11 protein-coding genes, 2 tRNA genes and 1 other annotated feature are annotated in these 16,187 nt (G+C 28.0%); of the genes, 5 read left to right on the forward strand and 8 right to left on the reverse strand.

Translation table 11 applies throughout. The annotated features are described in order from the left end of the window. Positions 1-354 precede the first annotated feature (354 nt). Entirely contained in the window at positions 355-1,401 is a 1,047-nt protein-coding gene (gene hydE, locus ACJDTP_RS06545) for a [FeFe] hydrogenase H-cluster radical SAM maturase HydE (protein ID WP_078116935.1), read from the forward strand. Between the two features lie 241 nt (positions 1,402-1,642). On the opposite strand, the gene ACJDTP_RS06550 is transcribed toward hydE, so the two are convergent. Then, positions 1,643-2,398 carry a DUF3298 and DUF4163 domain-containing protein gene (locus tag ACJDTP_RS06550; protein WP_078116934.1) on the reverse strand — a complete coding sequence of 252 codons (756 nt, stop codon included), beginning with the start codon at positions 2,396-2,398 and terminating at the stop codon, positions 1,643-1,645. A gap of 406 nt (positions 2,399-2,804) precedes the next feature. Between ACJDTP_RS06550 and ACJDTP_RS06555 the strand changes: the two genes are divergently transcribed. Next, on the forward strand, positions 2,805-3,764 hold the full coding sequence (locus ACJDTP_RS06555; RefSeq protein ID WP_406760808.1) for a polysaccharide deacetylase family protein: 960 nt from the start codon (positions 2,805-2,807) through the stop codon (positions 3,762-3,764). A 15-nt stretch (positions 3,765-3,779) separates the two neighbouring features. On the opposite strand, the gene ACJDTP_RS06560 is transcribed toward ACJDTP_RS06555, so the two are convergent. Beyond that, on the reverse strand, positions 3,780-4,811 hold the full coding sequence (locus ACJDTP_RS06560) for an anti-sigma factor domain-containing protein (protein WP_171773190.1): 1,032 nt from the start codon (positions 4,809-4,811) through the stop codon (positions 3,780-3,782). 380 nt (positions 4,812-5,191) lie between these two features. Here ACJDTP_RS06560 and ispF point away from each other — a divergent pair, with 380 nt between their 5' ends. Next, positions 5,192-5,668 carry a 2-C-methyl-D-erythritol 2,4-cyclodiphosphate synthase gene (ispF, locus tag ACJDTP_RS06565; protein ID WP_103698139.1) on the forward strand — a complete coding sequence of 159 codons (477 nt, stop codon included), beginning with the start codon at positions 5,192-5,194 and terminating at the stop codon, positions 5,666-5,668. Between the two features lie 103 nt (positions 5,669-5,771). Here ispF and ACJDTP_RS06570 read toward each other — a convergent pair whose 3' ends face one another. Further along, complete coding sequence (locus ACJDTP_RS06570) at positions 5,772-6,368, reverse strand: hypothetical protein (RefSeq protein ID WP_406760849.1); 597 nt, start codon at positions 6,366-6,368, stop codon at positions 5,772-5,774. 429 nt (positions 6,369-6,797) lie between these two features. Here ACJDTP_RS06570 and ACJDTP_RS06575 point away from each other — a divergent pair, with 429 nt between their 5' ends. Next, complete coding sequence (locus tag ACJDTP_RS06575) at positions 6,798-7,202, forward strand: HNH endonuclease (RefSeq protein ID WP_011967645.1); 405 nt, start codon at positions 6,798-6,800, stop codon at positions 7,200-7,202. A 121-nt stretch (positions 7,203-7,323) separates the two neighbouring features. On the opposite strand, the gene ACJDTP_RS06580 is transcribed toward ACJDTP_RS06575, so the two are convergent. From ACJDTP_RS06580 to ACJDTP_RS06590, 3 genes are all read right to left on the reverse strand, one after another. Then, positions 7,324-7,398: transfer RNA gene (locus tag ACJDTP_RS06580), tRNA-Gly, on the reverse strand. A 4-nt stretch (positions 7,399-7,402) separates the two neighbouring features. Beyond that, positions 7,403-7,487: transfer RNA gene (locus ACJDTP_RS06585), tRNA-Leu, on the reverse strand. 90 nt (positions 7,488-7,577) lie between these two features. Continuing rightward, entirely contained in the window at positions 7,578-10,055 is a 2,478-nt protein-coding gene (locus ACJDTP_RS06590; RefSeq protein WP_078116929.1) for a methyl-accepting chemotaxis protein, read from the reverse strand. Between the two features lie 204 nt (positions 10,056-10,259). Continuing rightward, positions 10,260-10,524, forward strand: a binding site (T-box leader). Between the two features lie 128 nt (positions 10,525-10,652). Here ACJDTP_RS06590 and thrS point away from each other — a divergent pair. Then, the gene (thrS, locus tag ACJDTP_RS06595) at positions 10,653-12,584 is read left to right on the forward strand and encodes a threonine--tRNA ligase (RefSeq protein WP_406760809.1); all 1,932 of its coding nucleotides are present in this window, start codon (positions 10,653-10,655) and stop codon (positions 12,582-12,584) included. A 151-nt stretch (positions 12,585-12,735) separates the two neighbouring features. On the opposite strand, the gene ACJDTP_RS06600 is transcribed toward thrS, so the two are convergent. Next, a complete protein-coding gene (locus tag ACJDTP_RS06600) occupies positions 12,736-15,345 on the reverse strand; it encodes a transcriptional regulator (protein WP_406760810.1) in 2,610 nt (869 codons plus the stop codon). Between the two features lie 34 nt (positions 15,346-15,379). Beyond that, positions 15,380-15,970, reverse strand: a complete 591-nt coding sequence (locus ACJDTP_RS06605) for a 5-formyltetrahydrofolate cyclo-ligase (protein WP_077868910.1) — start codon at positions 15,968-15,970, stop codon at positions 15,380-15,382. Between the last annotated feature and the right edge of the window lie 217 nt (positions 15,971-16,187).

A 16,187-nucleotide genomic window follows, 5' to 3' on the forward strand; every position in this document is an offset into this window, starting at 1 on the left:
TAAAACAAAGTACATATCCATATCTCATGCTATTATTTTCTAAAAATCGTAAAATAATAGACATGATAGAATAGGTTATTCTTTTTCCTATTCTACATGTCTATAACAAGGCTTCTTTTATATTGATATTAATGTATTGTAGACGTTAAATTTAATCCTATGACTCCTATTATTATAAGCCCTATAAAAACTATCTTCTGCAGATTAATTGATTCCTAAAAAAAACATTGCCCCAATAATAGCCAGTTATGATGAATGTCATATTTTACACAAACTACTATGTTGTTATGTTGTTAGATTGTATAGTATACTAATATCAGTTAGCTATTAATTTCTTTTAACTTAGGAGGAACTATGAATAAAATTATTGAAAAAGCTAAAATTACACATGACTTAAATAAAGATGAAATACTTGAATTACTACAAAACGATGATATAAATGAAGAATTATTTAAAGCCGCTGATGAAGTACGTCAAAAATACTTAGGGGATTATGTTCATTTAAGAGGGCTCATAGAATTTACAAATATCTGCAAAAGAAATTGCCTTTATTGTGGTTTACGCAGAGACAATAAAAATCTTGAAAGATATAGATTAACTGAAGAAGAGATTCTAGACTTTGCTAAAAAAGCTGTTAGCTATGGCTACAAAACACTTGTGCTTCAAGGTGGAGAAGATGATTATTTTACTAAAGAAAGAATGACAAACATAGTAAAAGAGATAAAGAAATTAAACGTCGCTTTAACCTTAAGCTTAGGTGAAAAAACTTATGATGAATATAAGGCATTTAAAGAAGCTGGAGCTGATAGATATTTAATAAGAATTGAAACTACTGATAAGAAACTTTATGAAGATATGGATCCTAACATGAGCTTCGAGGAAAGATTGAATTGTTTAAAAAATTTAAGAGACTTAGGATATGAAGTTGGAAGTGGTATTCTTGTTGGTCTACCAAATCAAACATTAGAATCTATAGCTAGTGATATACTTTTCTTTAAAGAAATTAATGCAGATATGATTGGTATAGGTCCATTTATACCAAATGAAGATACACCTTTAAAGGATGCTCAAGGCGGAAATCTTACTCTAGCATTAAAGGTTATGGCTTTAACCAGATTAATACTTCCTGATATAAATATTCCTGCAACAACTGCAATGGAATCTTTAACTCCAAACGGAAGAATAGTTGCACTTCAAAGCGGTGCTAATGTTGTAATGCCTAACGTTACTGAAGGTGAATATAGAAAGCTTTATGCATTATATCCAGGCAAAATATGTACAGGCGATACACCTGCACACTGCAGAGGATGCATAACTGGTAAAGTAACTGGAATAGGCAGAATAATATCAGATGGCTATGGATTTAGAGGAAATCAAAACACTAGTGCCTATAATAATTAAAAAATATTAGTAACAATAAGTTAAATCATAGTATTAAGTAAAATATACCATACAGGATAGACAATATAATCCTATATGGTATATTTTTATGAATTGCTATGATTTAATTTCTATATATATGTCTTTTATTTAAATTTGTTCTATAATTTATTACTATCTATTTTAAGTCTATAAGTTAAAGTTGATCATGAGATGTCAATTAGCTTATGATTTAATGACCTATCTAATTAAAATTGTTATCCTACTTCTTGCTTCCCGAATCCCAATTTTTATAATAAACAAAATCCTTATCAAATAGCTTTAAGGGAATTTTAAATTCAGGAATTCCAAATACATATGGCGCTATATCATACAACTGGTAATATATTACCAGGTCACCGTCTCTTATATAAAAACTTTGATTTTCACTAATACCCTTAAATGCATTACCTGAATCAAAATAATTTTCTGGATTTTTCTTTATTTGATTTTCTATTTCTTTATTTATTATGTCAGAATAATTATATCCTTCACTGAATAATTCCTTTAAAGTTAGTAAAGCTTCTTTCTTCTTATCTATTGTATATGAAGTCCTTGTTGTCATACCATGAGCTCCTCCAAGAAACTCATAATAGTCATTATATAAGCTAAGAATTTGATTATTATCTTCTGACGTTGTGTATCTTGAATAAATTTCATATGGAAACCTTGGAGTTTCTTGTCCCTTTTCTCCGAAGTATTCTTTCGCTGTTTTTTCAGACTCCTCAGCTCTTGGCAAAATATCTTGACTAATTACATTATTTATCAAATTTATTCTTTTTTCATCATTTCCGCCTACTAATTGAGGCATATTTATGTCTAATTTTAAGTAATTTAGATTTTTAGTTATAGATTTATCCACAATTTTAAATTTACTTTCACTTTGCATTTTATTACTTATAAACATTTCCTGTGGACAAGCGGTGGATAACATTGAACTTACTATTAATAGCCCTGTTATATTAGCTATAATACCCATTTTAGCGCCTCCCTGATTTATGCATTTTGCGACATAATATATTTTATATCCACAAAACCAACATGTAAAATTATGTATGTTAACAGCTTTATAACATTTTATCCACAAGCCAATGTGGATAATGTTAGTAAGTTGTACTATTTTTATATTATGCTACTTTTTTCAATAAGTTATTCCGCTCAAACTCTATAAAAATAAATTTTTTATATAATATTTTGCTATAATAAATTTACATTTACCCCCCTGGTAATCTAATGGTTCAATTAAGGCTGAGATTCAGAATTTTAATTAGAATATATATCACAAATTACTTATATTAGGTCTTGTAGTTTTTCTTTAAGTTTAGGGTATAATTATAAAAGAAAATTATATTTGTTTTAATTACAAGGAGGTGAATAATAACAACATGTTAAAAGGAAATTTACCATCAAGGAACATTTCTTACAAAAGATTTTTCAAAAATAAAACTTCCTTAAGTATTTTGATATTTAGCTTATTGTTTGTAATGTTTTCTTTTTACCTAATAACACACAATATATCTTATAAAAATTCTATAGCTTCTAATCATGGTTCTGATAATACAAGTATTGATGAAAATCATGTTGAATCTAAAAATGGATTAGAGAAAGATCCTCCCAACATAGAACAAAACACAATTCAAAACGAAAGATCTTTTAATAATTCAAACTTAATTACTGACAATAGAGGAGTTCCCGTATTATATTACCATTCCGTAAGAGAACCAGCTGAAAATGAGGTTACAATAACTCCAGAAAATCTTCGAATGCAGCTTGAGTACATAAAAAATCAGGGTTATACAACATTAACTTTAGATGAACTAAAAAACTACTTATTAAACAATTCCCAAATTCCTGAGAAGAGCATAGTTATTACTTTTGATGATGGCTATATGGATAATTACTACAACGCTTTTCCAATTTTGAAAAATCTAAATATGGTAGCAACAATATTTTGTATAACATCAGATCTAGATGGTTCCTATTATTTATCAAAAGAAACTATAAAAGAAATGTCTGATTACGGAATAGATATAGAAAGCCATACTGTTAATCACCCTAAGCTTAACCAGCTTCCATATGATAAACAATTAAGCGAATTGAAGGAATCAAAAGAAACCTTGGAATCAATAACAGGAAAAAAAGTTGAAGCTGTTGCCTATCCATTTGGAGATTTTAATGATGATAGTGTTATCGCAGCTAAAAACTCAGGTTATACGTTAGCATTTACTACTAAGAGAGGGCTCTCTGATAGAGATGATAATATTCTTAAACTTGATAGAATTTATATTAGCTCAAAATATGATATGAATACTTTTAAGGAAGTTTTAGCACAAACTAAAAAATAACTCTTAAATAAAGAGTTATTTTTTTTCTTCCTTGCTATCTTCAGTTGAATATTTAGGTAGTTTTTGTTGATTTCCTGCATTATTTATAGCTATAGGTATATTATGTTCGTATATAAATTTATTTGTTTTAGTAAGCTCTCCATATTTTAAAGCTTGTCCATTAATTGTTATTAATGTTTTCCTACTTAAATCTAACATTTCATTATCCAATGCGTATTCAAATATCTCCGATATAGCCCCATCAACATCTTTATTCAAAACATCAATATTTCCTATAAGTTCTTTTCCTTTATCTGTAGGCGAATAGGCATATATAACTTTGTGAAACTTATTAATATGAATCTTTATATTAGAAGTTGTTTCTATAACTATTATGCTCTGTGTTGTCCTATATTCAATAGTTATACCACTACCAATCAATATTAATATAAATAGTAATATTGATATATGTATTTTGTACCCCCTAATTCCTTTCTTTTCTTTTCCTTCACATACATCTCCAACCTTTGATTTATTAGGAGTCTTTATCTTTAAAAATTCTCCTTTTGAAGTTAATATATATGCAGAATTTTTAAAAGCTTTTATTACTATTCCTTTATATAGTTGCTGATTTTTACTTGAAATGCTTACAACTTGATTATCTTCTTTTAATTTTATTCTTAGATAATCTTGAATAAATTTATAATTTGAATTAGTTATTATAATACAATAAGCTATTATGTAGTCCCTAAATTTATTTATAATCTCAGATTTTATCCTAGTTAACTTACTTATTTTAGCTATAGGTAAAGCTCTCTTTTCATTGATTATTCTTAGTAAATCCTCATCACTAGCTATATAATAAGCTATATTTAAAGCTATATTTCTGTCAGCTTCTTTAATTGGAAAATTTACTAAATCTTTAAGTAAAACATTATATGAGCTTAATTCATTTATAAATAAAGATATCTGTTTTTTTCTAATATCCTCCGCAGTATCTCCTATTAAGAACATTGACGGCATGGATGAAAATACATATTTGTCTTTACTAAAGCCCAAATTCTCCATAAAATTAACACCTCTTTAAAATATTAACCCTTTGTATAAGTTCTTCATACTATGATATTATAGCATATAAAGCTATTTATCTATAAAATTTTCTTTATCTAAATTTAATTTAAAAGCAATATTTTGGAGATTATTAATGAGAGGAAAAATTATATATGTAGATTTTGTAAAAAGACGTAGAATAACCTTTATACATTTTCATATAAATAGATTTATTTCTTGGTTTAACATTAAATTTTATATTAAAACCAAGACAAGTTCTTTGAACAACATGTCCACAAATAAACGTAGACGTATTTTAAATTAGTATAATTATTTATATAAAAAGCCTCATAATATGTTAAAATAGTAAAATAATAAAACACATATGAGGTGATTATATGAGAATTGGATTAGGATATGATGTTCATAGATTAGTTGAAAACAGAAAATTAATTTTAGGAGGAGTAGAAATTCCATATGAGAAGGGGCTGCTAGGTCATTCCGATGCAGATGTTCTTATCCACGCTATAATAGACTCTTTATTGGGCGCTTGTGCTCTTGGCGATATAGGAAAACATTTTCCTGATACAGACAATAGATTTAGTGGCATATCTAGTATCATACTTCTTGAAGAAACAGGTAAATTGCTTCTTAAGTCCGGCTATGCCATAAACAACATAGACGCTACAATAATAGCTCAAAAGCCAAAAATGCTGCCTCATATTGAGAATATGAGAAAGAACATTTCAATTGCGCTGAATATAGATATTAATAAAATAAATATTAAGGCTACTACTGAAGAAGGCCTTGGTTTTACTGGCGAAATGCTTGGAATTTCTTCTCAAAGCATTTCTTCTGTTGAAAGTATAATTTAGAAATATACTTTTCAAAGTTTATAGTACTTTATAATTAAAAGGGAGATATAATTAGCAGATTGGAATCTGCTAATTATATCTCCTTAAATTATATATTAACTTGCTAAAATACTTCACTTAATTTCTTTAGTAGAATCTCTCTGAATACTTCCCCTTTATTAGGATCACTTATTGCATTCTTACAAATATCTTCCCACTCATTAATAGACATACCTATTCTATTTTCTAATTCTTCTTTTGTATTTGTTAATAACGAAGAGGAAATTACAAATTCTCCAAGCTCCTCTGGAGTCTTGAAAATTTTTATATATAAAAATTCTGTGTTATCCCCCATCCACTTCTTGTTAAACTCTGCTGGGAATTTATCTAACCTAGCTTGAGCCTTTTCAGATGGAAGATGCCATAAAGTACTTAAGAAATCATAGTCTCTCCTCATATTACTTGCAACTTCTTTGTCTATTTTCTTTAGTTTTTCTCCCTCACGAATGATCTTATCAACAGTTAAATGTGGAATCCTAGTAATTAATTTTTCTTTTCCATATATCCACTTATAAAAAGCTTCCTGCAAGAACGAATACTGAAGATACCCAATCAAACACTTTCTATTGGGGAAATATCCCCATATATTGTTTATACCATTATTGTTTCCGAATATAAGGGTATGAAAATAAATACTTCTTTCTGTTGGTGGTTTCTGCATAAACATATGTCCTCTTATTGTCTTATTCTTGCTGATAACGTTTTCCCAATAATTAAATGAATTATAAACTTCCCACACTTTACTCACCTTCCCAACTAATATTTTATAAAATATATTATTAATAGTTATCTTTTGTGTTCTAATTATATTATAACTCATTTATCTCATAATTGTTTATTCTTGGATAAATTTGTTTAATATATACATATTAATATATTATCCCCATTTTATTATTTTATTACAAAATTTTAGACTTTTATTATAGATATTCAAATTGATATTTCTTATTTATTACTTTATAATATTAAATGTCAAGTTATTTACAGTTATCATATTATTATATTAAGAATTCTATTATTTTTTTAATTTAAATAAATTTTAATAATTAATATATTTTTATATAGGGTAGATTCTAAGGAGGATTAAAAATTGTCTTTATGTGAAATATGTAATGCCGAAGCTGATATACATCATATTGTTCACAGAAGTGAAGGTGGCTTTGATATAGAACTAAATTATAAATATTTATGTCCTTCCCATCATAGAGGAAAATATGGTCCCCACCAATCCAAAGAAGTTGATTATAGATATAAGTTAGATCTTCAAAATAAATTATACGATATGCTAAAAAAAGATTATTATTCTTTTAAGGAGCTAGCATTAGAATTAAATATACCTAGAAACACTCTTAAAAGAATTACAAGAAATTTAAAGCTTTATAAAGAAGGTTATAAAAAATCAGAAGTAATATTTAAAATAATGGGTGAAAAATTTTACTCTGAAGAAATGATTGTCAACTTAACTTTAGACAAATTAATTGAAGACAATTATTAACTTATTATGTTTATATAATTAAATTTATCTTAGTAACCATGTGTAAATTAAAATAACAAATATCTAAAACAAACTTTTGTTTTAGATATTTGTTATTTTAATTTAATCTTTATATTCTTAATGGAGCGGAAAACGGGGCTCGAACCCGCAACGTCCACCTTGGGAAGGTGACACTCTACCATTGAGTCATTCCCGCTTATTGGTGCAGATGAAGGGAGTCGAACCCTTACACCAAAAGGCGCTAGATCCTAAGTCTAGTGCGTCTGCCAATTCCGCCACATCTGCATACCAATATTATACATCTATTCAATATATTAAATCAATATCAAATTTTATGCATTTATAATAATTTTTTAAACATATTTATATAACAAACTATGATATATTATATCTTCCTAAATCATCCTCCGGGCATTCTCCCTCATCTTTTTGCTTAATATATTCTTTAATTTCTGTTATCTTCGAACATCCCCATCCAAAATCTTTAGTTGATGTATCTACTTCCAACTTTTCTAGCGGAGATACACTTAAATCAACAAAGTGTTCTGCAAGTGATAAATCCAGATCACTTGTCCCATAATTGCTAAATTCCAATTTAATTTCTTCCTCTGGTAACATTGATAGTTCCTTTAATTCTTTTTCCAAATCAAGATCTAGATTTCTTTCATATTGATCACTATCTATTGAGTCTTCAAACTTATTCAATAAATTCGTTTTTTCTAACCTCTTATTCTTAGTGTCTAACCCTCCTCCCCCACTGGAATATGATTTTTCTTCATATGGATTATTTGCTTTTGAATTTTGTTCAGATATGCTAGTATCTCTTGCTAAATCTTCTTCTTTGATTTTAAATTGATTAACTTTTTGAAGCAAATCATCTGCTCTATCTAGTAAAATATCAGAACTACTGTTAACTTTCTCTGCAAGTCGTGCAAGCTGCACTGATGAATTCGTTACTTGTTCCAAGGAATTTGATGTCTCTGTTATTTCTCCTGATAATTCATATACAGTTTCAACTATTAAATCTTTGCTGTGATTAATATTATTAAACACACTATCTATATTAGATACTTTAGGAGCTATTTCTTTAACTAGAAGTGCTATTTCTGAAAATGAACTTGATGCATTATAAATCATTTCCTTCTGCTCATGCAACTCACTCTCCATATTTTTAGACTCTTCTACAAGTTTATTTATTATATTTATAAGTCTATTTATTATCTTATAAATATTCTGTGCAGACTCCTTACTTTTGTCTGAAAGCTTTTTCACTTCTAATGCTATTACGCTAAACCCTCGTCCTGCTTCTCCTGCACTAGCTGCTTCAATTGCTGCATTTAATGCTAAAAGATTTATTTGTTCAGATATTCCATTTATAATATTCGTGATCCCATTAACATTTTTCATGTCACCTTGTATATACTCTATACTGATTAAAAACTTTTCGAAACTATCATTAACACTTATAATTCCACCGTCTAATTCTTCTATGTCTTTAGTTCCTTTTAAAGATTTATCATTGATTATTGCAATATCTTCATTAATCGAATGAACATTATTCTTAACTTCAGTTATATTTTCACCAAAGTTTTCAAGCTTAGTGCTTATTTGTACAAAGTCATGGCTTTGTTTATTAGTGTTATTAGAAACCTCTCCTATGGATGCTGATATTTCCTCTGTAAGAATTGATAGTTCTTCTGAAATTTGATTTAATGATACAGAACCTTCTCTAACTATATTTGAATCCTCTCTTACTGCCTCTATCATTTTTCCTACTGATTCTTTAGCTTGGCTTACACTTAGGCATATTTCACTTATTTCATCATTACCTTTAGTATATTTATTATCAACTTTAGTATAAAAATCACCTTTAGCAATACTATCTACATAATATTTTGCCCCAAGTAACCTGTTTACAACTATAATTGTGAAGCCTATTATAATAGTTAATATTAGTAGCGTCATAATAACAGTCACTATAATATCAATGAAAGCTAAACTGTTTAATGCACTTAGTAGGTCTTTTTCTTCTACTGTGATTCCTATGGCAAGACCTGTTTTTCCTATTGGGCTATATGATATATATCTTTCTTTACCCTCATAAGTATATTTTCCTGTTCCAGATTGAGTCCCAATTGTCATACTTTTTCCTATGTTATTTAGATCTTGTAAATTTTCTTTATCAGATGTCATATTGGTTATATTTTTATTCTCATTTACCAAGCTCTCATCTTCTGAAACTATAAAATTACCATTACTATCTACAATTAATAAATTTCCCGTTTTCAAAAAATTAGTTTCTTTGTTTAAAGAAGCAAAATCTTTGCAATCTTTTATCGAGGTAATAATTCCTATAATGCTATTTGAAGAATCCTTGATAGGTACTGAATATGATATGACTTTTTTCTTTGTGATTGGATCTATATACGGATTGGTTATTGAATTTTCACCATTTATTGATTTCATGAAACTTTGTGTTGTCTTTATTGATTTCTTATTTCCTAAAGTATCTATTGAATTTCCATCTTTATCACTTATGCTCATTTCTAATTGTCCAACTGTTTTCAATGCTGGTTTAAGTATTTGAATTTTTTCTTCTATTTGTACATTCTTATCCGTTATTATCGGATTGCTTGCAATTACTTCAAGGTTCCTAATCTCACTTTTTATTTGATCATCTGCTCGTGATGCAGCAGTTTTCGTCATTTCTTCCATTACATTTAAGTTACTCTCTTTTAATGACTTACTTGCAAATCTATATCCTATTCCCGACAAAGCTATAAATGCAATTAATAACATTGGTATTAGGAACATAATAATTTTAACCTTTATACTTTTAATACTTCTATTCATCTTTACCTCCTGAAAAAAATACTAAATACAACCTAATATACATAAATTTTATTTGATTTTAATAAATTCTAGGTTAAAGCCTTATTATAATTTTGTTAAAATACCCAATATATTCTGAGATTCTTAATATCTTTTGTATTTTTTTTGTTAATTAGTTGACATCTAAAAATCAGGTGCTTATAATTAAGAATATTAATATAATAAATAAACACGTTGATGAGGACAGTAAGCTAAAATCTTATTTTTCAGAGAGAGAATATGTTGGTGCGATTATTCTTATATAAATTTAGACTGAAAACCACCTCTGAGTGGCTCTAATAAAGCCCGTAATTATCGCGTTACGATAAATTCAAGTGACCTATTTAACTGATTTTTAGAAAGGTTTTTAATGTTTCATTTATTTAGCCTATTTTAATCAGTCTGTTCTAGGTAATTAGAGTGGAACCACGGATATTACTTCGTCTCTATTTTTAGAGATGAGGTTTTTTTGTTTGCAAAAATGTATGATTTTAGTAATAAATTTTCTTAACGATATTATTATTAAAATTTAACAAGCCACAGAATCACAATTTTTTTAAATTTGAAAGGAGTTTTAAAATGATAAAAGTAACTTTAAAAGATGGATCAATTAAAGAATTTGAAGCTGGTTTATCTATTTATGAAATTGCCAAATCAATTAGCGAAGGTTTAGCTAGAAATGCTTGCTGCGGTATAGTTAATGGAAAGGTTGAAGACCTTAGAAAAGAAATAAATGAAGATGTTGAGTTAAGCATATGCACATTTGACTCTCAAGAAGGTAAAGATGCCCTAAGACATAGCATATCTCACGTTTTAGCTTATGCCGTAAAAAGATTATTCCCTGAAACAAAGTTAGCTATAGGACCTTCAATTGCAACTGGCTTCTACTATGATTTCGATAGAGAAAGTGCATTCACTGCTGCCGACTTAGACAAACTTGAAGCAGAAATGCAAAAAATAATTAAGGAAAATCCAGAAATATCTAGATTTGAGCTTCCAAGAAATGAAGCTTTAGAATTAATGAAGGATGAACCTTACAAAGTTGAATTAATAAACGATCTTCCTGAAAATGAAATAATCTCATTCTATAAAATGGGTGATTTCACAGACTTATGTGTTGGTCCTCATCTTATGTCAATAAAATCAGTTAAAGCAATTAAACTTACTAGAAGTGCTGGTGCTTACTGGAAGGGGAATGAAAAAAATAAGATGCTTACAAGAATCTATGGTACTGCTTTCTTAAAGAAATCAGACTTAGATGCTTTCCTAGAAGCTTTAGAAGAGGCTAAAAAGAGAGATCACAATAAACTTGGTAGAGAATTAAAACTATTTACAACTGATGAAAATGTAGGTCAAGGACTTCCATTATTAATGCCTAAAGGAGCAAAAATAGTTCAACTTCTTCAAAGATGGGTTGAAGATGAGGAAGAAAAAAGAGGTTATCTTTTAACTAAGACTCCACTTATGGCTAAAAGCGATTTGTATAAGATTTCTGGTCACTGGGATCATTACAAAGATGGTATGTTTGTATTAGGTGATGAAGAAAAGGACGATGAAGTATTTGCTTTAAGGCCAATGACTTGCCCATTCCAATATACAATTTATAATGCTGAACAACACAGTTATAGAGATCTTCCACTCAGATACGGTGAAACTTCTACTTTATTTAGAAATGAAGCTTCAGGCGAAATGCATGGTCTTATAAGAGTTAGACAATTCACTTTAGCTGATGGTCACTTAATTGTTACACCTGAACAATTGGAAGAAGAATTTAAAGGTGTACTTGAATTAATTCAATATTTAATGGGAACTTTAGGAATTGCTGAAAAGATAACTTATAGATTCTCTAAATGGGATCCAAATAATACCGAAAAATACATCAATGATCCTGATGCTTGGAATAAAACTCAAGATACAATGAGAAATATCCTAGATCATTTAAATATCAATTATGTTGAAGCTGATGATGAAGCTGCTTTCTATGGTCCAAAACTTGATTTACAATTTAGAAATGTTCATGGTAAAGAAGATACTTTATTCACAGTTCAAATTGACTTTGCTTTAGCTGAAAGATTTGATATGAGTTATGTAGATAAAGACGGAGAAAAGAAACGTCCTTATATAATCCATAGATCATCAATTGGATGTTATGAAAGAACTTTAGCTATGCTTATAGAAGAATACGCTGGTGCTTTCCCAACATGGTTATCTCCAGTTCAAACCAAAGTATTACCAATCTCTGATAAGTACAATGATTATGCTGAAGCAGTTACAAAAGCCTTAAAGAATAAAGGTATTAGAGTTGAAACTGATTATAGAGCTGAAAAGATTGGTTATAAGATTAGAGAAGCTAGACTTGAAAGAACTCCTTACATTTTAGTTGTTGGAGAAAAAGAAGCTTCTAATAATGAAGTATCTGTAAGAAGCAGAAAGAATGACGATGAAGGCGCTGTTAAATTAGATGCGTTTATCGAGAGAATCGTTAAAGAAATAGAAAATAAAGAATTATAAAATTTATATAAAAAATGAGGATGCCCTTGTAAATAAGGCATCCTCATTTTTTTAGTTTACACAATTTTTTTTACAGAGCCTAGGCTTATGTTCTTTCTGTAAAATAATATAATATTCAGTAAATCATAATAATATATCTACAATTAACCTTTTAGTAGCCACCTTCTATGTCTATATACGCATTCTTCATAGTAGTTAACTGCTTCTGCAAGTCAATAATTTTACTTCCTATATTATCAACTAGTGCATCTTTGCTTTTCAGCATCTCCTTATTTTTTTCCATAGATTCATTCACTTTTTGAATTTGATCTTCTAATTCTAAGAAGACTGAATATTCTTTTTTAAAGTAAGGCTTTTGCTTTGCTTCTTTAATTAGCAACTTTTCAGCTTCTAGCATATTGGATTCATTAATAAACTTATTCGCTTGATCCTTCCAAACCTCTATAGAAAAAATGCTTTTCAATGTTCCGATTTTATTTTTTGATTCATTGATATGCTTTTCTGCTAACTTTTTCTTATTGCACAAATCATCATAGTAAAAATATGATGGCAAGAGAACTCTTTTTTCTGAATTCATAACTAGATTTTTAAATTCACTCTCGTAGCTTCCATACCTTCTCAATAATGAGTCATAGGCTTCTGATAATTCTTTCTGGTTAATTTCTAATTCTAATTTTTCTCTCATTAGTAGTGCTAAGCTACTTTCCTCTTCCTCTTTCTTCATACAGATATCGTTATATTTTTGCTGTTTTTGTTTCCATAACTTGGCCAAATCATTATAACCTTCCAGATTTATAAAATCATTATCTGAGACTAAACTTACACTCGTTATTAACATCACTGCTAATGGTACTAATTCTTCTTGCTGATTTTGGCTTACAACTATTGCATCGCTAGATAAATATAATAGAACCATAAAATAGGTATTAGAAAAATTTTTAATTAAAGACCTTTTCTCAATTAAATTTTCAATTTGAAATATAATACTAGACATATCCTTATATGAATCAATGCTCGCTAAGTCTGCTATCATATATAGAAATGTATATGGTTGAGATTTTATAGCTGCTTTAATGGCCGACTCCGTCATGACATCTAAATCGAGTTTTTCATAGTAAAGCCTTTTCTCTTTATTTTCTGGTCTTTGTCTTAATTTTGTGATTATATCATAAATCTTTTCTATAAGCTCTTCTGTAATATGTGTATTTGAACCTTTATTTTTTAATGCTGATATAGTTCTATTCATATAATATTCATTTATTGCATCTAGCTTTTTTGTTCTTGCTTTAAAATCCTTTTTAGTGGCTAAAAGACTATAAGCTTTATCTACCATGTAATCCAATGTCTGTACAAATTTTCTTCTATTGTATATCTTCCCATAAGGCGCATTTGACAAACTTATTAATTTATAATATAAAATTAGCTTTATTTCATTATCATTAATGTTTTTTAAATTCTCTAAATTTCTATTTAGTAATTCTAAAAACTTATCTTCATTATATCTACCCAATAATTCCTTAGGTTTACTTATCAAATTAAAACTTGAAGTAATATTATTAATGATTGTATATACGATTTTAAGCTCTTTTCCTGATAGTCTTAAAAATCCATCATAAAATTTTTCATGCCTAATTTCTCGTTTTATATTTTCATTTACTAGTTCTTTAAATATTAACGCTTTTCTTTTATACTCCACTGTATTTTTATTGTAAATAATTATATTCTCATTAAATACAGCATCTTCAAAGTTTATTTTTATTTGAATACTGTTCTTTTTAGCTTCTAATTCTTTTCGTAGCTCATTATCATATAAAAATTCTATTGTTTCAACAATATCATTATATTCTTCTGTTAAGTTTAATAAACTTTCATATGCGTGTCTTAATATTCTTAATTCTTCATCCAGTGATACTTTCATCCTTTTTATTGATTCATCTTCGTCATCTAACTCCTCAGTCGATATTTTCAATTCTTGATTTTGTATCTCAGCCTTCAGAAGCTGCCCCTCTTTTTCTAGAAGAAGTTCTTCATTCTCATTAAACTTAATTTTCATTTCATTAAGCTTTTTTTCATATGTTTTATAATCCGTTTCCATATTCAATACACATTTATTTTGCATTTCTACTTTTCTATTTAATATATCTTGGATTTCTTCTAAATAAGCTTTTTCTTCTTTTATTAATATTATGATGTTATTTATTTCACTTATTCGCTTTGGAGAACTATCTACCTCAAGAATCTTTTTCCTAAGATTATTGATTAAATTTTCTCTTTGAGCAATATCGTTATTGATCTTTAAAAGTTCTTTCTTCATATATTCTATAGTACTAGGAGCACTAAAACTTAAATTCTTTATATCTAGCATCAAATTTTCTTTTTCTTTCAAATAGTAATATAGAACCTTCTGAGCTATTTTTAAAATTTCTATTGGATGTTTAGGTATCTTTCTATTTCTATCTCTTTTTGAAATGTTCTCATACCCGTTAGCCAATATAATCTCTATATTATTATAAATTTCTTCTGAAAAAGAAATATTAGACTTTAACTTAATACCATTTAGTAATGTAAGTGCAGAAACATTCATATCCATTCCACTGTCCTGCGCTATATCTCTTAAAAGCATTTCCATTACTTTTCTAACAATAATCTTTGTAACTATTGGATAATACTCGCATAAAAATTCTGCTTTTATCAGATCATTGTAGTACTTTTCTATTTTGGTTCCTTTTAGGTAACCAAAATTACTTTCAATGTATTCCATATATTCCCCCTGTTTATTTTAATCCGCCATTACATTATTCCAACTTTATAAATTCTTTCTCAGTTATAATGTAATCTACTGGTACATCATGATAACTGGTTGGAACTTTATCAAGTACTTGAAAATCATATGCTAATGCTAATTTGGTAATTCTTTTTATATTATCCTTGTTAATTTTCTTGAAATATCTATCATAAAAACCTGCTCCATAGCCAACTCTTCCCCCACGCCTGTCAAAAGCTACGCCTGGAACTATAATTAAATCAAGTTCGTTTGGATCAATATATGGATCATTTATAGATGGTTCTGGTATTCCATATGAACTCTCCAACAAATTATCCAGTGATTTAATTTCTACTGCATCCATAAGTCTAGTTTTAATTTCCGTCCTTGGAACATAAATTCTTTTATTATTATTTAAAGATTCCTTTATAAAATCTCTTGTATTTATTTCAGTGTCAAACGATATATAAACAAAAATTTTTTTTGCCAATTTATAATACTCGCTACTATAAACTGTTTCTAATATTTTTTCATCCATTTTTTCTTTTTCTGTTGCATCTATTTTTTTTCGCTTATCTAAAATTTCTTTTCTTAGTATTTTCTTATTAATAAAGCTTTCCATACAAACAACTCCTATAATTATACTTCATATCAATCATGAACTTTATATTGTTCTCAAATTAATAAATCTATAGATATTTTATCTAGCTATTCACTTTACTTATTATTTTAATTTTACTTACTAAAACATCTTATGTCTATTCTTTATATATCTAAAAATAGTAAACCTTACATAGTAGTAAAATTAATTATGCTTTATATTGTACTTATCTTTATTG

Origin of the sequence: Candidatus Clostridium helianthi, assembly GCF_045310795.1 — a bacterium.
In the GTDB taxonomy this organism is placed as follows: Bacteria; Bacillota; Clostridia; order Clostridiales; family Clostridiaceae; genus Clostridium; species Clostridium helianthi.